The organism is Aeromonas sp. 601039 (assembly GCF_049174415.1).
In the GTDB taxonomy this organism is placed as follows: Bacteria; Pseudomonadota; Gammaproteobacteria; order Enterobacterales; family Aeromonadaceae; genus Aeromonas; species Aeromonas veronii_A.
In genome coordinates this window covers 263455-284059 of record NZ_JAAKTL010000001.1, presented here as the reverse complement: position 1 = coordinate 284059, position 20605 = coordinate 263455, and the positions used below count along the sequence as shown (strand labels likewise).

Sequence of the window (20605 nt, the reverse complement as noted above, 5' to 3'; positions counted from 1 at the left end):
TAACAATAATGACGCCAACTTATAACAGAGCATATGTTTTACCAAGGTTGTATGACAGTTTGTGTCAGCAGACAAGGCGGGACTTTGAATGGCTTGTAATCGATGACGGTAGCACTGATGGTACCGCCGAGCTTATTTTTGATTATAGAGTTAAATCTGACTTTCCAATCAATTATTTTTATAAAGAAAATGGAGGGAAGCATCGCGCTATAAATGAAGGTGTGGTTCATGCGACCGGTGATTGGATTATCATTGTGGATAGTGATGACTTATTAACTGGTGATGCTGTTGCCAAGCTATATGATGTTATGAATCATATTGGCTCGGAATTTGTTGGGATGTGTTTTAGAAAAGCAACATTATCTGGTCATATGATTGGTATCTCCGACACCGCATGGAGCAAGTCAATGGTAATGCAGCCCATCATGGCAGGGCATATATTACAAGGTGACCTGGCTTATGTTTTTCGCACTAATGTTATGCGTGAGTTTCCTTTTCCTCAGTTCCCGGGCGAAAAGTTTGTACCAGAGTTATATATATGGAATAAAATTGCCGATATAGGTAAGATAGTTTTTTATGTAGACCAAGTAATATACTTGTGTGAATATCTTCCTGATGGCTACACCTCAAATTTTAAAAAAAATCTAAGAAGTAATCCATGTGGTTTTGGTTTGTTTTATCGAGACCAGGTGATCCGAGATACTCGATTGTTCGGCAAGGTCAAAGCATGTGTCAGAAGTCTCCAGTGCATTCTTTACTGTTGGTTGAAAAAATAGCATGAAAATTGCGATGGTAATCACAGGCCTTGGTATGGGGGGCGCTGAACGACAAGTGTGCGATTTGGCAGATCAATTTATTAGGTTGGGCCACCATATATTAATTATCTCGATGACCGGTGAAATTAGCAATCGCCCACATTCGACTGCAGCAAACATCGTTTCACTGCAGATGAGGAAAACTCCATTTAGTGTTTTCAAAGCATACTGGCAGGCGATCAGGTTACTTAATCAATATAAACCGGATGTGGTGCATAGCCATATGGTGCATGCAAATATTTTTGCTCGGTTATTACGATTGTTTGTATCATTTCCGAAGCTTATCTGCTCTGCACATAGTGTTAATGAGGGAAGAGGGTGGCGGATATTGGCATACCGGCTTACCGAAAGGTTATGTGATCTTAACACAAACGTAAGCCAAGAAGCAGTTGAGGCTTTTATTAAACAAGGTGCGGTATCTGCCGGGCGAATGAAAGTCATGTATAATGGTATTGATACGGAGCGTTTTTATTTTAACGCCACAGTCAGAAATAAATTACGCTCTCAGCTTGGGATTGATGACAATAACATATTGTTAATTTCAGTAGGCAGACTGACCGCTGCCAAGGACTATACAAATTTGCTTGTTGCATTTGCGATGTTATCTTCGAGATCCAATAATGTTAAGTTGGTCATCATAGGTGAGGGTGAGGAAAAAGAATACTTAACCACAATCGCTAGCGCACAAGGGATTAGCGAGCGAGTTCATTTCTTGGGGCTGCGCTATGATGTTGAAGATTGGATGAGTGCAGCAGATATATTTGTGTTGTCATCAGCTTGGGAGGGGTTTGGTTTAGTTGTGGCTGAGGCTATGGCTACTGAGCGGGTAGTGGTTGCCACCGATTGTGGTGGAGTGAGGGAAGTGGTTGGCTCTGCTGGATTGCTTGTCCCCTCTAAAAATAGTCAGCAGCTATTTACCGCGATTGAGCAGGCTATGATGCTTTCGCCGCTTGAGAGAGAGGTGATGACTAGGGAGGCTCGGATTCGGGTTATTAGCCATTATTCAATAGAGACTATCTGTCTGCGTTGGTTAAATTTGTACCAGGACTACACATGAGCAAACATCTTTGTATGGTGAGCAATACAGCGTGGTCAATGTGGAATTTTCGCCGCGGATTATTATCTGCACTTATACAACATGGATATCGCATAACCATTGTTGCTCCACCTGATAATACAGTTTTTTCGCTCTGTGATTTGGGGTGTTCATTTATACCGTTGGCACTATCCCCTAAAGGAGTCAACCCAATTGTTGAACTAAAATTAATATTTGATTTCGTAAGAATATATAGAAAAATTAATGCGGATTTAATTATCCATTATACGGTAAAACCAAATATATATGGTTCTTTTGCTGCACATCTTTGTCGCACACCTGCCTTGGCTATAACCACTGGGTTAGGATATGCCTTTATGAATGATGGTTGGGTGCCCAAAGTAGTAAGGTTGCTTTATAAATTCGCTTTTAAATATCCTAAGCTAGTCATTTTCTTAAATGAAGATGATCGCCTTGAATTTGTATCAAGACAGTTGGTAGATGAAAGAAAGACTCTGTTACTGCCTGGCGAGGGCGTTGATTTGAGTTTTTTTTATCCTTCAGAAAAATTTGCTGAAGATGACTCGGTTAGTTTTTTGCTCATTGCTCGGTTGTTATGGGATAAGGGGATTGGAGAATATGCAGCAGCCGCAAAGCAGATTCATATTCGTCATCCAAACATAAAGTTTAAATTGCTAGGCGATGTTCAGGCTGATAACCCACGAGCGATCGGATATGCACAATTGCATGAATGGATCAATGACGGTGTGCTGGAATATCTCGGTACTACACATGATGTTAGGCCTATCATAATGGAAAGTGATTGTATTGTGTTACCTTCTTATCGCGAAGGATTGCCAAGAACTATGATCGAAGCTGCTGCAATGGCAAAGCCAATTATTGTTACTGATGTTCCTGGATGTAGAGATGTACTGCTACATGAGAAAACCGGGTTACTCTGTCAAGCTAGAAATGTTTCATCATTGGCTGATGCGATGATGACATTCATACGAATGACTACAGCTCAAAGAACCTTGATGGGTAATGCTGGGAGGCAATTAGTTAGTGCCAGATTCGATGAGAAAAAAATCATTGGCATATATTTTGACATATTGGCTCAGCATATCGATGGCGCTCAGCCCTGTGGTTGATAACTAAATGAGTTTTTCATGATAAATAATAGCTATTATCCATATGGTGGTCGTTGGTATGACCTTGTACGGTTTAATTATACAATAATGTTCTTTTTTACATCCTTGGTGTCAACATTATTACCTGCATTTTTGTTTTGGGGCGAGGACTTTTGGAATTTCCTTGATGATGTAAAAATAAATTCACTTTTAGGAATCTTTATAACATGTATTACTGCTGGTTTTTTCCTGAGTCGAGTGCTTTGCTATCCTGGAGTTAATGCTTTATCTTATATGATTCCAACAGTAACCGCTGTGTATGGAATATTATTCGGTGTGTTGCTGCTGTTTCGTCTTGAGTATAGTAGGCCAGTAATTATAAGCTCGTATATATTGGTTTTAGTATCTTGCTGGCTTATTTATTACTTAGGGGCACGATCTGGCAAGGTTAAGTATTCCATCATCCCGGTTGGTAATTATCAGAAACTGTGTGCCTTGACTGCTGTTGAATGGAATATTCTTCACAAACCAGATTTTTCTCTGTTTTGTGGTAATGCCGTAGTTGCTGACCTTCACTCATCTGATTTGACGAGTGAATGGCAAAGGTTATTAACTGATTTCGTTTTGTTAGGGATACCAATCTATCACAGCAAAACTATATATGCATCATTAACAGGCCGAGTGAGCGTTGAGCAATTATATGAAAATGACTTGGGTTCCGCTATTCCCTCGTTGTTTTATTTCTTTTTAAAAAGACTAGCTGATCTTTTGGTTGTTATAATTGCACTCCCCTTTTTTATGCCGGTGTTACTTATAACAGCAATATTAATAAAGCTGGAAAGCCCTGGCCCTGTTTTCTTTAAGCAAAAGAGAGTTGGGTTGGGTAATAAAGATTTTGTAATATATAAATTTCGTAGTATGCATGACAGTTCATCATCAGACAATGCATATTTTGCTCAGCAGGTTGACAAACGGATTACTCGTGTTGGTAATTTTATTCGTAAATATAGAATTGATGAGCTCCCGCAATTCTTTAATGTTCTTAAAGGGGATATGAGCTTGATTGGTCCTCGGCCTGAACAGCGTTTTTTTGTGGAGAGGTTTGAGTCTGAATTACCATTCTATATGTATCGTCATATGGTTCGTCCTGGTATAAGTGGATGGGCTCAGGTGATGCATGGCTACTCAGCTGATACAGATAGTACTCGTATAAAATTAGAATATGATTTTTATTATATTAGAAACTTTTCGCTTTGGCTTGATCTATTAATAGTAATCAAAACTATTAAAACAATGCTGACAGGGTTTGGGGCTCGTTGAGTATACGGAAATAATATATGAGCAGCTTGTATTGGATTTTATCTTCATTATACTGGTTACTTGGAGTGCATTTTTTTATGCACAACCCGGGAGGAGCAGGGCTATATCTGCCCTTTAACGCATGGGGATGGGTGTTTGCCTCGCTGGCTATTGGATTAGGATTGTGGCAAGTGACGTTACGCCAGCGTCTGCTCTTTTCTCCATTACAAGCGGGCTTATGGATAGGGGCACTCTTGCTACTGCTGCCGATGTTCTATCCAGGTTTTGCACTCAGGGATTATGCCATTCCAAGATTATTGGGGCTTTTTGCTGGTCTGCTGTTTTTATTCGGGCTCTATCAATGGCGCTTCAATCGGTTGCAGCGTGATCGCTTGCTCTATATCGTCCTGATAGCGATCGCGATGGAGGCTTTGCTCGGTCTGATACAGTTCTATCTGTTGACACCCGGTAACTGGATTGGCTACGACACTAAAACCAATCGTCCTTACGGGATCTTTCAACAGCCAAACGTGATGGCAACCTTTATGGCAACTGGTCTTGCCCTTGCTATTTGGCTGGAATTACGCCGAGAGGGTGGTCGTTTGCTGATGGCTCTACGCTATGGCGTCATTCTATCAGCAACACTGTTGCTGGTTGTTTTGCAATCCCGAGTGGGTCAACTTGGCGGTCTGCTAGCTCTGTTTTTATTGATACCGCAACTCCATCGCCATCGAGTGCTATGGCGTATGTTGGCGCTGGTTATTTTTGCGGTGGCCCTTGGCCTGCTATCACAGTACTGGATGGCAGGAGCAAAGCGCGGGTTGGAGATTTATCAATCTGGTGGTATGCGATCTATTTATTGGCCTTATGCAGCCAAGCTGATTGCCGAAGCACCATGGAGTGGTTGGGGATACGGCAGTTTTGAATCTGTTTTTCTCCATCACTACATGGCTGATAAGGCGCTGAATCCATCTATGGTGCAGATTGAGTACAATCTTGACCATCCCCACAACGAATTCCTTTATTGGGCTGTTGAGGGAGGGGTGGCTCCCATGGTTGGTATGGTGATTATGGGGGGCGCATTATTGTGGCGCCTGACGAAGGTGCGTTGGGTAAATGCCATGGCACTGCTTGCCCTGGTGACACCGATATTGCTCCATACTCAGACGGAATATCCCCTTTACCATGCAATCGTGTTGTGGTGGTTGTTGCTGACGCTGATCTATGTCGTTGACACCGAGATTGAAGAAACCCGTTTCGTGAGTTGCGGTAGCCCATCGTGGTTGGACATTGAGTATCGCCCCTGGTTGTTGCTCCGATTTATGGCAATAGCTATCCCTCTATTGATTGTCCCATTTATGCTGACAGCCCTTCATACTGCCTGGGTCGTCACCAAATACGAGCGGGGAGGTTATAAGGAGCCGACGCTCTTGCTGGAGATTATCAATCCTATGGCATGGCTGACACGAGTTGAATTTGATGTGAACTCGGTTCGTCTGATGGTCGGTTTGCAGACAAACAACAAGGATGAACTGGAAGCTTATCTGGAGTGGGGGCAGGCCTTCGTACTTCATACACCACGAGCTAATATATACGCCAATATGGTGACAGCACTTAACGCTCTGGGTCGCAAAGAGGCAGCCGATGCGATGCGTCTGGAAGCGCTCAGACTCTATCCTGCGGAACCTCTGCTGAGTGGCTCTGTAGCTATACCGGTGATCAGTGGTGTTGATCAATCGGCACAAAGTAATGCTCGCGCAAATTAGCGTAATTTAACAACCGGGTAAGATCGGTTATGTTAAAAAACAGATTGTTTATTTGTCTTTAGATATATGGGTTGATGTTGTAAGTTCATGATTTTTATGGATAAAAATTATGGCCTTTTAAGTCGTCGTTGCTGAGGAATTGCTTTGTGGCTTTTTTATTTCACCTTGCTTGATGGGTAACTGGGCGGGGGGGAGGGCATATCGGGTGTCACTATAAAGAGAATCTTCTGACTGCATGTAGTGGGATATTAATGAGCCCTGTAATATCTGAGATCATCATCTGTCAGATTGTATAGCAATCACAACTGAGCATTGATTTGTTATCACGCTTCGCGTCAAGAGAGTATGGTGAGTGAAAAATAAAAAAAAGGAGTGTAAATACAGAAAACGGTATGTTGTTATCAATTGTCCATGCTATTCTGACACGGTAATCCCTGTGACCGACTTTTTGTGAGGAAATAATGAACGAGTTTCTGAAAGTTCTGCTGAACATTCGCAGTCTGCGTGCGGCTGTTCGTGAGCTGCCGTTTGAGCAACTGCTGGAAGCTAAAGAGAAGTTTGACCTGGTTTACCAAGAGCGCGCCGATTCTGTTGAACAGGAGCGTGCTGAACAGGAAGAGCGTCAGCGCAAGCTGAATGAATTCACCGAAATGCTGCAGCAGGCTGGTATTGATCCTCGTGAGCTACTGGCGACTGCCGCTGCTCCGGCTGCTGCAACTGGCGCTGCCAAGAGCAAGCGAGCTCCGCGTCCGGCTAAATACAAGTACGAAGAAGATGGCCAGGAAAAGACCTGGACCGGTCAAGGCCGTATGCCGAAAGCCATTGCTGCTCAAGTCGCATTGGGTAAAGACCTGAACGATTTCCTGATCTAATTCGTCAGGTTCAGAGATTGAATAATGCCGCCCTCGGGCGGCATTATTTTTGCCGTTTTACTCGTGGTTATCCAACCAGTATTTCCACCTCATTGTTATCTGCATTCCTCGTTTGTATCCTTTCTCTCTCGCCTTACCCGCAGTTCCTTTACTCAATATCATTCGTTGTTTACGATTAATTTTGTCCTGTGGCTCACCAACGCGATATCGCTATTTGTATGCGTTGTGCTGATACGAGCTTCGGATATGTTTCTCACGATTCACGATTCACGATTCACGATTCACGATTCACGATTCACGATTCACGGTGCGTCGTTCGGCAAGAGTAGAGCTCTCTGCTGATGGAATATCCGGTAATCGTTATCTCCGGTCAGGGGGCGTTAGGTATAGAGAGAGCCGCAAGGTATGGCCGGTATATTCAGGGTCGCCGATGCATGTAATTGGCTGCGCTGCCATGACTGCCCCTGATAATGGGCAATGAAGTTCGGCTGCAGTGTGGGAGAGGAAATTCTGTATGGTCTATGGCGATGATATTCCCCACTCTGTAGGCAGAGTGGGGGATAGCCAGGTGAAGCGCTATCGGGGCGTCACGCTATCGCTGCCACCCAGGGCGCGATAGATTTTGGCTGTGGTGGTGAGCTGCTCTTTTTGCTGTGCCAGCAGGCTCTGCTGGGCATCCCACAGTCGGTTCTGCTCATCAAGCCAAGCTTGCACGCCGGTCGCACCCGCCTGGAAGCGAGCCTTGGCCAGTCGTTCGGCCTCCCGGGCATAACTCAGCTGCTCCTGCAGATAATCGAGTCGCTGCTGGCCATAGTGGCGGGCGGCCAGATTGTCTTCCACTTCCACCAGTGCAGTGTAGAGCTGCTTGCGAAACTCGGTTTCGGCGATCTGGTAATCCAGCTCCGAGCTTTCAATGGCGAGCTGGGTGCGGTTGTATTCAAGGAAGGGGAGGGCAAGGCTGGCTCCCAGCGTACCGACCGGATTTTGCAGCACTTGCGCCAATCTATCGGATGCGGTGCTGGCGCTGCCGGTCAGGGTCAGGCTGGGGTAGAAGCTGGTGCGGATCTCATCCCCTTTAGCCAGCGTCTTGCGCAGCCGCAATTCGGCCGCTTTGACATCGGGGCGGCGGGCCAGCACATCGGCCGGAATACCCACCGCAAGTTCAGGAATGGCCTGCTTTGCAAGGGAAGCGGGTGCATACTCCAGCGGCCCGCTGCTGCGGCCCAGCAACAGACGCAGGGCATTGCGAGCCTGCTCCTGCTGCGCCTTGAGGGAGGCCAGCTCAGCCTGCTTGCCTGCCAGTTGCTGGCGTGCCTGCGCCAGATCGAGTCGGGTGATGGCGCCTGCCTGGTATTTGGTTTGGGTCAGCTGCTCGGTTCGCGTCAGGTTGGCCAGCTGCTGTTCTCCGAGTGCGATGGCAGAGCCGAGATAGCCGAGCTGCCAATACTGCTCCAGAGTATTGCCAATCAGCAGGAGTCGGGTGCTGGCGAGATCCTGCTCGCTTGCCGCCGCCTCCCAGCTTGCCTGATCTCGCACCGAGGCAAGCTTGCCCCACAAATCCACTTCGTAACTGAGGCTCAGCGAGGGGCCCAGACTGTTGGTGCCTTTGCCGCTTTTCAGATCCTTGTTGCCACTGGCTGCGATAGTGCCATTGACCGAGGGGGTGAGGTTGGTATCGGCCTGCTCGGCGCCCAGTCTGGCGCTTTTGAGCTTGAGGGCCGCCACATGCATGTCCGGGTTGGCGGCTAGAACCGCCTCGACCAATTTGTCGAGTTGGGGATCATGAAATTCCCGCCACCAGAGGCCAGCCTGCGCAGCCAGTTGGGCGCCCTCTGCTTGTTGCCATGTGGGGGCGATCGCCAACTCGGGTCTTTGATAGGTGCTGTGCTGACTACAGCCGCTGAGGGCCATAGAGAGAGCCAGCCAGGAGAGTTTGTGCATTGTTATTCCCTCGCCAGTGCGACAACAGGGTCGAGCCGCGCCGCATTGCGTGCCGGCAGGTAACCAAACAGGATCCCGATGAGTGACGAGCAGCCAAAGGCCATCAGGATGGAGAAGAGCGAGAACTGCATCTTGATGGAGTCCACCAGCAGTGCAAAGAGCGCACCAATGCCTAGCGAGAGGCCGACGCCGAAGATACCCCCCAGCAGGCTCACCATCACAGCTTCAATCAGGAACTGCTGCAAAATATCCGACTGGCGGGCGCCCACGGCCATGCGAATGCCGATCTCGCGGGTGCGCTCGACCACTGACACCAGCATGATGTTCATCACGCCCACCCCGCCGACGATCAGCGAGATCACCGCGATGGCCGAGACCATCAGGGTCATGGTGGCGGTGGTTTTCTCCACCGATTTGATGATGCTGTCGCTGCTGAAGGTGAAGAAATCCTTCACCCCGTGGCGCTTGGTGATCAGCTCGATCACCGCCTGCTCGGCCAGCGCCGGTTGTACCCCGTCCTTGACCCGGATGGTGATCTGGCTGAAGTGGTGCTGCGAGATGAGGCGACTCATCACCGCGCTGTAGGGCAGCCAGATATTGACCGACTGGCTGGTGGGGCCGAAGCCGGTCTCCTGCGAAACCACACCGACAATCCGCACCGGCAAGGTGCCGACCAGTACCACCTTGCCGACCGGCTCCTCCTTGCCAAGCAGGCTGGTGATGCTCTTCTTGTCCACCACGGCAACGGCGGCACGCTGCTGGATATCTTGCCACTCCAGTAAGCGACCACTGACCAGCGTCATCCCCTTTACCTTGAAATAGTCGTTACCGACCCCGGTCACATTGCCGCTGTTGGTCTTGTTGCGATAGCGCAACTGCCCTGAGCTGCCGATCTCGGGGCTGGCGCCCGCAAGATAGGGTTGCCCCAACAGGGCATCGAGATCCCCCTTGTTGAGGGTCTGGATGCTGGCCATCTTCTCATCGCCCCATCCTTTACCCGGGAAGATTTCGATGGTGTTGGTGCCCATCGCATTGATCTGGTCGATCACCTTGGCGCGCGCCCCTTGCCCCAGCGCCACCACACTCACCACGGCGGCGATGCCGATGATGATGCCGAGCATGGTGAGGAAGGTGCGCATCCGGTGGGCTAGCATGGCATGGATTGCCATCCGTCCCGCTTCCCGATAACGATCCCAATCGTGGCCCATGGCGCCTTTAGTGGGCGCTATTTTTTGAGGGGCTACAGCGGTGGCTGGAGCCAACACCGCCGTTTGGCAGGGGCCGCTATCTTGTTCAATCCGACCATCCTTGAGAGTGATGATCCGGTCGGCATGGCTGGCCACGTTCATATCGTGGGTGACCAGAATGATGGTATGGCCCTGAGCGTGCAGCTCCTTGAGGATCGCCATCACCTCCTTGCCGCTCTGGCTATCCAGTGCGCCGGTCGGTTCATCGGCGAGGATCACTTCGCCGCCATTGGCCAGCGCCCGGGCGATACTGACCCGCTGCTGCTGACCGCCGGAGAGTTGGCCCGGGGTATGGTGGCTGCGATCGGCCAGACCCAGTCTGCCCAGCAGCTGACGCGCACGTGCCTGGCGATCCGGGCGACTGGTGCCCGCATAGACGGCTGGGATCTCCACGTTGGCGGCGGCATCGAGGTGGGGCAGCAGGTGGTAGCGCTGAAAGATAAAGCCGAAGTGGTGGCAGCGCAGTCGGGCCAGCGCCAACGCATCCATGGTGGCTGTGTCCTGACCGCGAAACAGGTACTGGCCGCCGCTCGGGCTATCCAGACAACCCAGCAGGTTCATCAGGGTCGACTTACCGGAGCCGGACGCGCCGACAATGGCGATCATCTCTCCTGCCGTGATGGTGAGGTCAAGAGGGTGGAGCACGGTGACTTCGCTGTCGCCGCTCTGGTAGCGTCGCTCGACCCCTTTCAGCTGGATCAACGGCAGCTGGTTCAGGGGCTCACTCATAGCATCACCGCCATCTCATCATTGTCGGCGGGGGCTCCGTGATTGAGCTGCACCTCCTCCTTCTCACTCAGCCCGCTGATCACTTCAATGCGGATCTCGTCCTTCATACCGGTCTTGATATGACGGGTTTCGGTTGTCTCATCGTCATTGATCACGGTGACTTCATACTCGTTGTCACCCAGCGACTTGCCGAGGGCGGTTTGCGGCACAGTGAGCACCTGCTTGCGCTCGCCGAGCACAATGGTCACCTGGGGGGTCATTGCCACCCGCAGGGTATGATCGGGATTGGGCACATCGAACAGGGCGTAGTAGTAAACGGCCGCATTGCTGGTGGTGGTACCTGTGGTGGCCTGATCGTTAATATTGGTAGGCGCTAACTCCACGGCGCGAAGGGTACCCTGATAGCGGGTATCCGGATCGCCGATCAGGGTGAAATAGACCGGCATGCCGGCTTTGACCTTGGTGACATCAGCTTCGGAGATCTGCGCCTTGACCGTCATGGTCTCGAGGTTGGCCAGCTTGAGCACGGTCGGCACCGTCTGGCTGGCAGCCAGGGTCTGGCCCTGACGGGTCACAATGCTGATGACGGTGCCATCCATCGGCGCCAGGATCTTGGTGTAGCCCAGCTCGGTCTTGGCCCGATCAACCTTGATCAGGGCATTGTCGATATTGGCCTGGCTGTTTTGCAGTTCGGCGCGGGTGACCGCCAGCAGTGCTTCGGCACTCTCCAGATCGGCCCGTGAGCTCGCCTCCTGCTTGAACATCTGCTGCTGGCGCCGCCAGGCGAGCTCGTTCTGTTTGAGTTGTGCCTGCTTGATCTTGAGCTGGGCGCGGTTGCTGGCAAGCTCCGCCTCGGCCGTCTTGAGGTTGTTCTGGGCAATCAGGGGATCGATCTCGGCCAGCAGGTCTCCCTGCTTGACCTGATCACCAGCCTCGACGGCCAGCTTGGTAACCTGACCGGAGACCTGGGCCCCCACATCCACCTGCTCCACGGCCTGCAGCACACCACTGGCCAGCACGGTCTGGGCAATATCCTCGCGGGTCACCTGAGCGGTTAGCATCGCCTTGGGTGGTTGACTGGGCCAGAGCAGCCAGCCGATGAGAACCACGGCGATCAGCATGGTGATGGCCAGGGTTCTCTGCTTGGGGGTTATGTTCATCGATCACCTGAATGGAAACGGAAAAGGTTGTGCGCGGCGATTATCCTGCAGCAAAGCCCTGATAAATAACAGCCGCAAATATGTAAGCAAAGTTATGGCGTTAACTGTCAATAAGCCGAGAAAGGAGTAAGCGATAGACCGCAGTCGTGAGCAAGATGGTCAACAAGAGGGTGGGGAGTGCGGCTGGCGGTGGCGATGAAAAAGCCCTGCGCAGAGGCAGGGCTTTGGAATAGGTGATGGCGAGGGAGGATCAGGCCTTGGCCAGCAGATCCATCACCCAGGGCAGACCCTGCTTCTTGCGGCTGACAAAGCCCGGGTGGTAGCTGGACTCTGCCGGTACTTTCGGGTGTGCAGTAAAGTAGATGCGGCTGGCTGCGGCCGTCAGGTCAGTCACCATCAGCACGAAGAAGTCGAGCCCTTCGCCTTCAACACGGTGTGCCATCTCTTGCAGCAGAGTGTCAATCTGGTCGGCAAGCTGTTGTTCGCTGCCCACTTCAATCTGGCTCATGATGAAGTTCAGACCTTCGGCCTGGAATGCTTTCTCATCCTGCTGCAGCAACTGCGCAGGAGTGAGGCCGCTCAGGTCGGTTTTTGCCATCAGCAGCTGTTGACCGAACTCGGCCAGCGATACTTCGGCCAGCGGTGCCAGACGCTCACAAGCGATCTTGTCCTGCTCGGTGGTGGTCGGCGAGGTGAGACAGAGGGTGTCGCTCATGATGGCACCCAGCATCAGGCGAGCCTGGCTGCGGGTCACGGTGCCTTGCTGGCTCAGCAGATCGAAGGCGATGGTGCAGGTGCAGCCGACGGCCCGGATCCAGGCATCCAGCGGAGACTGGGTGACCAGAGTGCCGAGACGGTGGTGATCCACCAGACCCAATACATTGGCTTGTGCCAGTGTGGCGGGGCCCTGTTCCAGATCACTGAAATCCACCAGCCAGACGTTTTCACCGGTCAGATCTTTGGTCAGCAACTCGGGTTCGCTGACGCCAGCCTGCTCCAGAATAAAACGGGTTTCGGTGCGCAGGTCACCCAAACGCCATGGGGTGGCCTGACGGCCCTGGCCATTGAGCCAGTCGGTGATAACCAGCGCACTGCAGATACTGTCGCTATCAGGATTCTTGTGACCAAAAACGTGGATCATAGACAAAGCCTCACAATTGGATACCCATAAAGGGGGGCAACACTATGCGAAATCCGCCACATGAAGGCAACCGGATCCACGCCCATGTTGCTGCCAGCTTCGCCTAACTCGCCATTTTATTGATCTGAGTCGGTAATCCTGACGCGAGTTCGGTTCTCACAGTTGGCTATTGGCTATTGGCTATTGGCTATTGGCTATTGGCTATTACTGACTGCGCAGGCCATAGCTCTCGCCTGTGCCTGCGCAGTCAGCATGTTCTGTCAGCGCTATCAGTCGCCATCGCTGCAAATGGGCTTTATTGCCTGATTCAGCGGCGCAGCAGCTCGCGGGCATTGGCCAGGGTGTTGTCGGTGATCTGGTCGCCACCGAGCAGGCGTGCCAGCTCATTGAGACGGGCATTCTGGTCGAGCGCATCCATCCGAGTTTCGGTGGTTTTGCCATCGGTATGTTTGCTCACCACCATATGCTGGTGGCCGTTGCCTGCCACCTGAGGCAAGTGAGTGACCACCATCACCTGAGTGGACTCCCCGAGCTGGCGCAGCAGGCGACCTACCACGGCGGCGGTCGGGCCGCTGATCCCCACATCCACTTCGTCGAAAATCAGGGTCGGGGTGGAGATCTTGCGAGCACTGATCACCACGATGGCGAGGCTGATACGTGACAGTTCACCGCCGGAGGCCACCTTGCCAAGCGGCTGGATCGGTTGGCCCGGGTTGGTGGTGACCATAAACTCCACCCGGTCGATACCCAGCGGAGAGAGGCTGCTCTGGGCGTCGGGGCGCACCTCGATGGCGAAACGGCCATCAGGCATCGCCAGTTCGTGCATGCTGCTGGTCACCTTGGCGCCCAGCTCCTCGGCATAACGCTGACGGCTCTGACTCAGGGCTTCGGCGGCCTGGACAAAAGCCTGACGGGCCTCGGCCAGCTCATCTTCCATCCCCTCTAACCGCTCTTCATCGGAGTTGAGGCGAGCAAGATCAGAGGCCAGCTCCTGATGGTACTGAGCCAGATCTGCCGGTTTGACGTGGTGCTTGCGGGCCAGATTGATTGCTCTGGAGAGGCGGGCCTCCAGCTCGTTAAAACGCTCGGGATCCAGTTCCAGCCGATCGAGGTAGCTGCGAAGTTCGCTGTGGCTCTCCTGCACCCCGATCAGCGCTTCATTCAGCATCTCCAGTACCGGGGTGAGGCGGCTGTCCATGCTGACCAGTCCCTCGGCCCGATCGACGGCCGATTGCAGCAGCCCTGCGATAGTGGTCTCTTCGTTGTCATAGAGCAGGTCCAGGCAAGCCCCACACTCTTGCATCAGTTCTGTGCCGTTGGCGAGACGCTGGTGCTCCTCTTCTATCTCTTCGAACTCCCCTGGTTGCAGGGCGAATTCGTCCAGCTCCTGCACCTGATACTCGATCAGTTGGCGACGGGCCTCCCGCTGCTGCTGCTCGGCCTTGAGCCGGTTGAGCTCGTTTTGCAGTTGGCGCCACTGCTGATAGTGCTGGCGCACCTCGTCGAGCAGCAGATGGTGGCCGGCGTAGCCGTCGAGCAGGGCGAGCTGGTAGTCGGGTTTGAGCAGCATCTGGTGGGCATGCTGACCGTGCACGTTGACCAGCAGCTGACCCAGATTCTTGAGCTGGGTGAGGGGGACGGGCACGCCGTTGATATAGCTGCGTGAGCGGCCCTCGGCGGAGATGACTCGCCGGACGATACACTCACCTTCGTTTTCCAGTTCGTTGGTGGCGAGCCAGGCGCGGGCGGCCGGGTTGTTGTCCAGCAGGAAGCGGGCGCTGACCTCGCTTTTGTCGCTATCGGGTCGCACCATGCTGGCTTCTGCACGCTCTCCGAGGCAGAGACCGAGAGCGTCGATGGCGATGGATTTACCGGCACCGGTCTCACCTGTGATGCAGGTCATCCCCGGTTGCAGATCGAGTTCTAGAAACTTGACGATGGCGAAGTTGTTGACGGTCAGCTGGGTCAGCATGGTCTCATCCTGTATAGGTCAACATTACTGTGTATGCATCCAGTATATACTGGTCTTATATACAGTAAAGAGGGCGCCGCCATTTTTAACACAGGAAGGGGGGAGCCAGTGTAGTATGGCTATGAAAATGCGGTACTGACTATTGGGACGCGGTACGGATATGAGAATGCAGGGGACGTTGCCACGACAAAAAAGAGAAGGGCGCCAATTCAGGCGCCCTTCTCTGGCAATGCCGTTGTCGGTCAAAGCTGATTAGAACAGCTTGCTGCCCCAGCCGAGCTTGTTGCGCAGCACGTGGAAGTAGCTGTAGTCGAGGGGATGCACCAGATGAAGCTGGTGGTGGCTCTTCTTGATGAGGATCTCGTCCCCCGGGTGGACCGCCAGGGTCACCTGGCCATCACAGCTGACCTGCATGGCATCGTCCTGATTGTCCGGTGATACCAGCAGCCGTACTTCGCTGTCGGCATCGAGCACGATGGGGCGACTGCTGAGGGTGTGCGGGAACATGGGCACCAGCGTTATAGCGTTGAGCTTGGGGGTGAGGATGGCGCCACCTGCCGACAGGGAGTAGGCGGTCGAGCCGGTCGGGGTGGCCACTATGATGCCGTCCGAGCGCTGGCTATACATAAAGCTGCCATCGATATAGACCTCGAACTCGATCATGTGGGCGATCTTGCCCGGGTGCAGCACTGCTTCATTCACCGCCAGATTGCTCGACTTGCGCTCGCCGTGGCGATAGACCGAGGCTTCCAGCAGGAAGCGGTGTTCGCTCTTGTAGTGACCGGAGAGCACCTGCTCCAGCGGCAGCAGGTAATCTTGTGGCGAGAGATCGGTCAGAAAGCCGAGGTTGCCCCGGTTGACCCCGATCACTGCTACATCGAAGCGCGACAGCACTCGCGCCGCCCCCAGCATGTTGCCGTCACCGCCGACCACGATGGCGAGATCGGCCTGCTGGCCCAGTTGCACCAGATCCATCACGTTTTCATCGAGGATGCTCAGGGTCTGGGCGACCCGGCTCTCCACCAGAACCCGAAAGCCGCGGGCGGTCAGGTATTGATGCAGGCCGGTCAGCGTCTGGTTGGCCCCCTCATGGTGGGGTTTGCCAATCAGGGCGATGGTTTTGAACGGAGAATCCATAGTCAGTCAGATCTGGGATGGGTATTGCGGGCCAGTATACAGTGCTTTGCTCCGCTTGTGACGCTCTCCCGTGTGACGGGGCTGGCTATCCCCTTGAGGCTACTGGTTAAACGGTGAGCGGTAACCCGGATAAACCGACGGTTGCGGCTATTCAGCAACCCTGATTGCCCTTTACCCCTTGAAAGCCGGGGATGCATCCCCATAATAGCGCCAACATAGTCGGTCTGTTGTCGTCCGGTCGCTCAACCAGACGTCAGGGCCCTCATAAGTAACCCCGGAATTGGAGATGTCATGAACCACGAAGAGCAAAAGGTTGAAGCGATGGAGCAAGTGGAAGCCCAGCCAGTCGAGCCGACCGATGTAGACAGTGAAGTGACAGCCGAGCAGGCCCGTATTGCCGAACTGGAAGCGCAGCTGGAAACCGCCATTCAAAAAGCAGCGGAAGAGCGTGAACGCGCCCTGCGTACCGCCGCCGAGATGGAGAACCTGCGCCGTCGTACCGAGCTGGATGTGGAGAAGGCGCACAAGTTTGCTCTGGAGAAGTTCGCCAACGAACTGCTGCCGGTGCTGGACAACCTTGAGCGAGCCATCGAACTGGCCGACAAGGAGAACGAAGCCCTCAAGCCGATGATCGAAGGTGTCGAGCTGACCCTGAAATCCATGCAGAGCGGCGTGGCCAAGTTTGGTCTGGTGGCGCTCGACCCGATCAACCAGCCGTTTGACCCCAATGCCCATCAGGCGATGAGCATGGTACCGAGTGCCGATGTGGCGCCGAACACCGTGATCGCAGTGATGCAGAAAGGCTATGACCTCAACGGTCGGGTGATCCGTCCGGCCATGGTGATGATCGCCAAAGCGGTCGACTGATTGGCTGTGGGTGCCCGAGCCCGCCCTGTGGCGGGCTTTTTGTTTCGCAGTGCAGCACCTGTTCATCTTGCCCGGTTTTACGCCTCAACGTGACCGCGCAACCATGACAAAGGGTGTGGTTTTTTAGGGTTGGGGCTTGAAGCTGCGTCCGGCGACCCCATATAGGTAGCAAGGCCGCGGCGGCACAAAAAATTTGATGCCGGGAGCTTGAAAGCCAGATTGGCAGCCCCCACCTAGCCGTTAACGCATTAAGGCGAGTTCCTCGCCAGTTTATTCAAAGTATTTGGAGATTCGTCAAATGGGTAAAATCATCGGTATTGACCTGGGTACTACCAACTCCTGCGTCGCTATTCTGGATGGCGACACTGCTCGCGTGATCGAGAACGCAGAAGGCGATCGTACTACTCCGTCCATCATTGCCTATGCCGATGATGGCGAGATCCTGGTTGGTCAGCCGGCCAAGCGTCAGGCCATCACCAACCCGAAAAACACCCTGTTCGCCATCAAGCGTCTGATCGGTCGTCGTTTTGAAGATGAAGAAGTGCAGCGTGACCTGAAAATCATGCCGTACGCCATCGCCAAAGCTGACAACGGCGATGCTTGGGTTGAAGTGAAGGGCAAGAAAATGGCACCGCCGCAGATCTCTGCCGAAGTGCTGAAAAAGATGAAAAAGACCGCCGAAGACTATCTGGGTGAGCCGGTAACCGAAGCAGTCATCACTGTTCCGGCCTACTTCAACGACGCCCAGCGTCAGGCTACCAAGGATGCCGGTCGCATCGCCGGTCTGGATGTAAAGCGCATCATCAACGAACCGACTGCTGCTGCATTCGCTTACGGCGTGAACAAGGTCAAGGGCGAGCGCAAGGTTGCCGTATATGATCTGGGTGGCGGTACTTTCGATATCTCCATCATCGAGATCGACGAAGTGGAAGGCGAAACCACCTTCGAAGTACTGGCGACCAACGGTAACACCCACCTGGGTGGTGAAGACTTCGACAACCGCGTCATCAACTACCTGGTAGACGAGTTCAAGCGTGAGCAGGGCATCGACCTGCGCAACGACCAGCTGGCTCTGCAGCGTCTGAAAGATGCCGCCGAGAAAGCCAAGATCGAGCTCTCTTCTGCCCAGCAGACCGACGTCAACCTGCCGTACATCACTGCAGATGCCACCGGTCCGAAGCACATGAACATCAAGGTGACCCGCGCCAAGCTGGAATCCCTGGTAGAAGATATGGTGAAAGACTCTCTGGAGCCGGTTCGTGTCGCCCTGAAAGACTCCGGTCTGGCAGTTGGCGAGATCGACGACGTGATCCTGGTTGGTGGCCAGACCCGTATGCCGCTGGTTCAGAAGACCGTTGCCGAGTTCTTTGGCAAAGAGCCGCGTAAAGACGTCAACCCGGACGAAGCCGTGGCCATGGGTGCTGCCATCCAGGGTGCCGTACTGTCCGGTGACAAGACCGACGTACTGCTGCTGGACGTTACCCCGCTCTCCCTGGGTATCGAAACCATGGGCAGCGTGATGACTGCGCTGATCGAGAAGAACACCACTATCCCGACCAAGAAGTCCCAGGTGTTCTCCACTGCCGAAGACAACCAGTCTGCCGTGACCATTCACGTGCTGCAGGGTGAGCGCAAGCGCGCCAGCGACAACAAGTCTCTGGGCCAGTTCAACCTGGAAGGCATCCGTCCGGCACCGCGCGGTCTGCCGCAGATCGAAGTGACCTTCGACATCGATGCCAACGGTATCCTGCACGTCTCTGCGAAAGACAAAGAGACCAACAAAGAGCAGAAGATCACCATCCAGGCCTCCTCTGGTCTGTCTGATGACGAGATCGAGCGCATGGTACGCGAAGCCGAAGCCAACGCGGCCGAGGACAAGAAGTTTGAAGAGCTGGTACAGGCTCGCAACCAGGCTGATGGTCTGGTCCACTCCGTACGCAAGCAGATCACCGAAGCCGGTGAAGCCCTGCCTGCCGACGACAAGACCAAGATCGAAGCCGCTCTGAGCGAGCTGGAAGTTGCCATCAAGGGTGACGACAAGGCTGCTATCGAAGCCAAACAGCAGGCTCTGCTGGAAGCGTCCCAGAAGCTGATGGAAATTGCCCAGCAGCAGGCTCAGGCCCAGGGTGCAGCCGGTGCTGATGCCGGTCAGTCCTCCTCTTCTGCCAAGGCTGACGACGACGTAGTCGACGCCGAGTTCGAAGAAGTGAAAGACGACAAGAAGTAAGCCCTACCCAGATGGGCGGAGTCCGCTTCGCCCATCGGCTTGGTCAATGAATTCACGGGCGTTGGGTAACCAACGCCCGTCTGCGTAACCACAGGATGAGTATGTCGAAGCGCGATTTCTACGAAGTACTGGGTGTGGCGAAAGATGCCGACGATCGCGAGATCAAGAAGGCGTACAAGCGCCTGGCCATGAAGTATCACCCGGATCGTAACCAGGGTGATGCCGCATCCGAAGAGAAGTTCAAAGAGGTCAAGGAAGCCTACGAGGTCCTGACCGATGCCAACCTGCGTGCCCGTTACGACCAGTACGGCCATGCCGGTGTCGACCCGAGCCAGGGTGGCGGTGGCCACGGTGGCTTTGGCGGCGGTGCCGACTTCGCCGACATGTTTGGTGACGTATTCGGTGACATCTTCGGCGGTGGCCGTGGTGGTGCCCGTCGTGGCCCGGCCCGTGGCTCCGACCTGCGTTACACCATGGAGCTGACGCTGGAAGAGGCGGTACGCGGGGTCTCCAAGGAGATCAAGGTGCCGACTCTGGTTCACTGCGAAGTCTGTAACGGCTCCGGTGCCCACACCGGCAGCAGTGCCCAGACTTGCCCGACCTGCCACGGCTCCGGCCAGGTGCAGATGCGTCAGGGCTTCTTCGCGGTGCAGCAGGCGTGTCCGCACTGTCACGGCCGCGGCAAGATCATCAAGGATCCGTGCCGCAAGTGTCACGGTGAAGGTCGCTACCAGCGCACCAAGACCCTGTCGGTGAAAATTCCGGCGGGCGTCGATACCGGCGATCGCATCCGCCTCTCCGGCGAAGGGGAAGCGGGGGAAGCAGGAGCTCCGGCAGGGGATCTCTACGTACAGGTGCACGTCAAAGAGCACGAGATCTTCGTGCGTGACGGCAACAACCTCTACTGCGAAGTGCCCATCAGCTTCACCGCAGCCGCCCTCGGTGGCGAGATCGAAGTGCCGACCCTGGATGGCCGCGTCAAACTCAAGGTCACTCCGGAGACCCAGACCGGCAAGATGTTCCGCATGCGCGGCAAGGGCGTGAAGTCCGTGCGCTCCGGTCAGGTAGGGGATCTGATGTGCAAGGTGGTGATCGAGACTCCGGTCAACCTCACTGAGCAGCAGAAAGAGCTGCTGCGCCAGCTGGACGAATCCTTCAGCGGTGCCGCTGCCAAGACTCACAAGCCGAAATCGGAAGGCTTCTTCGAAGGGGTGAAACGCTTCTTCGACGATCTGACCAAGTGATGGCATAGACCCGTGTCGATAT

At 53.7% G+C, this 20605-nt stretch carries 15 protein-coding genes; 9 read left to right on the top strand and 6 right to left on the bottom strand.

Going from position 1 to position 20605, the window contains the following annotated elements; all coding sequences use genetic code 11:
- Positions 1-8: 8 nt before the first annotated feature.
- The 6 genes from G5195_RS01230 (at position 9) to G5195_RS01205 (ending at position 6918) form a co-directional block, all read left to right on the top strand.
- On the top strand, positions 9-776 hold the full coding sequence (locus G5195_RS01230) for a glycosyltransferase family A protein (protein ID WP_421222175.1): 768 nt from the start codon (positions 9-11) through the stop codon (positions 774-776).
- Between the two features lies 1 nt (position 777).
- Positions 778-1872, top strand: a complete 1095-nt coding sequence (locus tag G5195_RS01225; protein ID WP_227340921.1) for a glycosyltransferase — start codon at positions 778-780, stop codon at positions 1870-1872.
- A complete protein-coding gene (locus G5195_RS01220; RefSeq protein ID WP_421222177.1) occupies positions 1869-3002 on the top strand; it encodes a glycosyltransferase family 4 protein in 1134 nt (377 codons plus the stop codon). The genes G5195_RS01225 and G5195_RS01220 overlap by 4 nt, the downstream gene beginning before the upstream one ends.
- 18 nt (positions 3003-3020) lie before the next feature.
- Positions 3021-4301, top strand: coding sequence for a sugar transferase (locus G5195_RS01215; protein WP_421222178.1), 1281 nt, complete (start codon positions 3021-3023; stop codon positions 4299-4301).
- 17 nt (positions 4302-4318) lie between these two features.
- Complete coding sequence (locus tag G5195_RS01210) at positions 4319-6046, top strand: Wzy polymerase domain-containing protein (protein ID WP_421222180.1); 1728 nt, start codon at positions 4319-4321, stop codon at positions 6044-6046.
- Between the two features lie 461 nt (positions 6047-6507).
- Positions 6508-6918: an H-NS family nucleoid-associated regulatory protein gene (locus G5195_RS01205; RefSeq protein WP_216954269.1), complete on the top strand. Its 411-nt coding sequence runs from the start codon at positions 6508-6510 to the stop codon at positions 6916-6918.
- Between the two features lie 576 nt (positions 6919-7494).
- Here G5195_RS01205 and G5195_RS01200 read toward each other — a convergent pair.
- From G5195_RS01200 to nadK, 6 genes are all read right to left on the bottom strand, one after another.
- On the bottom strand, positions 7495-8859 hold the full coding sequence (locus G5195_RS01200; protein WP_323912944.1) for an efflux transporter outer membrane subunit: 1365 nt from the start codon (positions 8857-8859) through the stop codon (positions 7495-7497).
- Between the two features lie 2 nt (positions 8860-8861).
- A complete protein-coding gene (locus G5195_RS01195; RefSeq protein WP_421235748.1) occupies positions 8862-10835 on the bottom strand; it encodes a MacB family efflux pump subunit in 1974 nt (657 codons plus the stop codon).
- Positions 10832-11995 carry a macrolide transporter subunit MacA gene (macA, locus tag G5195_RS01190; protein ID WP_421235747.1) on the bottom strand — a complete coding sequence of 388 codons (1164 nt, stop codon included), beginning with the start codon at positions 11993-11995 and terminating at the stop codon, positions 10832-10834. Before macA ends, G5195_RS01195 begins: the two co-directional genes overlap by 4 nt.
- A 250-nt stretch (positions 11996-12245) precedes the next feature.
- The gene (locus G5195_RS01185) at positions 12246-13136 is read right to left on the bottom strand and encodes a manganese-dependent inorganic pyrophosphatase (protein WP_323874835.1); all 891 of its coding nucleotides are present in this window, start codon (positions 13134-13136) and stop codon (positions 12246-12248) included.
- Between the two features lie 307 nt (positions 13137-13443).
- Positions 13444-15108 carry a DNA repair protein RecN gene (recN, locus tag G5195_RS01180; RefSeq protein ID WP_421235746.1) on the bottom strand — a complete coding sequence of 555 codons (1665 nt, stop codon included), beginning with the start codon at positions 15106-15108 and terminating at the stop codon, positions 13444-13446.
- A gap of 252 nt (positions 15109-15360) precedes the next feature.
- Entirely contained in the window at positions 15361-16245 is an 885-nt protein-coding gene (gene nadK, locus G5195_RS01175) for an NAD(+) kinase (protein ID WP_005338038.1), read from the bottom strand.
- 291 nt (positions 16246-16536) lie between these two features.
- Here nadK and grpE point away from each other — a divergent pair, with 291 nt between their 5' ends.
- From grpE to dnaJ, 3 genes are all read left to right on the top strand, one after another.
- Entirely contained in the window at positions 16537-17112 is a 576-nt protein-coding gene (gene grpE, locus G5195_RS01170; RefSeq protein WP_005338036.1) for a nucleotide exchange factor GrpE, read from the top strand.
- A gap of 298 nt (positions 17113-17410) precedes the next feature.
- Positions 17411-19339: a molecular chaperone DnaK gene (gene dnaK, locus G5195_RS01165; RefSeq protein WP_042053028.1), complete on the top strand. Its 1929-nt coding sequence runs from the start codon at positions 17411-17413 to the stop codon at positions 19337-19339.
- A gap of 101 nt (positions 19340-19440) precedes the next feature.
- Positions 19441-20583, top strand: coding sequence for a molecular chaperone DnaJ (dnaJ, locus tag G5195_RS01160; RefSeq protein WP_216954258.1), 1143 nt, complete (start codon positions 19441-19443; stop codon positions 20581-20583).
- The last annotated feature ends 22 nt before the right edge of the window (positions 20584-20605 follow it).

Bases quoted from the DNA above. Each gene is read 5' to 3' on its own strand.
- G5195_RS01215 (WP_421222178.1), top strand. From the start codon at position 3,021: ATGATAAATAATAGCTATTATCCATATGGTGGTCGTTGGTATGACCTT.
- dnaK (WP_042053028.1), top strand. From the start codon at position 17,411: ATGGGTAAAATCATCGGTATTGACCTGGGTACTACCAACTCCTGCGTC.
- G5195_RS01205 (WP_216954269.1), top strand. From the start codon at position 6,508: ATGAACGAGTTTCTGAAAGTTCTGCTGAACATTCGCAGTCTGCGTGCG.
- G5195_RS01225 (WP_227340921.1), top strand. From the start codon at position 778: ATGAAAATTGCGATGGTAATCACAGGCCTTGGTATGGGGGGCGCTGAA.
- G5195_RS01185 (WP_323874835.1), bottom strand. From the start codon at position 13,136: ATGATCCACGTTTTTGGTCACAAGAATCCTGATAGCGACAGTATCTGC.
- nadK (WP_005338038.1), bottom strand. From the start codon at position 16,245: ATGGATTCTCCGTTCAAAACCATCGCCCTGATTGGCAAACCCCACCAT.
- G5195_RS01210 (WP_421222180.1), top strand. From the start codon at position 4,319: ATGAGCAGCTTGTATTGGATTTTATCTTCATTATACTGGTTACTTGGA.
- G5195_RS01220 (WP_421222177.1), top strand. From the start codon at position 1,869: ATGAGCAAACATCTTTGTATGGTGAGCAATACAGCGTGGTCAATGTGG.
- macA (WP_421235747.1), bottom strand. From the start codon at position 11,995: ATGAACATAACCCCCAAGCAGAGAACCCTGGCCATCACCATGCTGATC.
- recN (WP_421235746.1), bottom strand. From the start codon at position 15,108: ATGCTGACCCAGCTGACCGTCAACAACTTCGCCATCGTCAAGTTTCTA.
- G5195_RS01230 (WP_421222175.1), top strand. From the start codon at position 9: ATGACGCCAACTTATAACAGAGCATATGTTTTACCAAGGTTGTATGAC.
- dnaJ (WP_216954258.1), top strand. From the start codon at position 19,441: ATGTCGAAGCGCGATTTCTACGAAGTACTGGGTGTGGCGAAAGATGCC.
- grpE (WP_005338036.1), top strand. From the start codon at position 16,537: ATGAACCACGAAGAGCAAAAGGTTGAAGCGATGGAGCAAGTGGAAGCC.
- G5195_RS01200 (WP_323912944.1), bottom strand. From the start codon at position 8,859: ATGCACAAACTCTCCTGGCTGGCTCTCTCTATGGCCCTCAGCGGCTGT.
- G5195_RS01195 (WP_421235748.1), bottom strand. From the start codon at position 10,835: ATGAGTGAGCCCCTGAACCAGCTGCCGTTGATCCAGCTGAAAGGGGTC.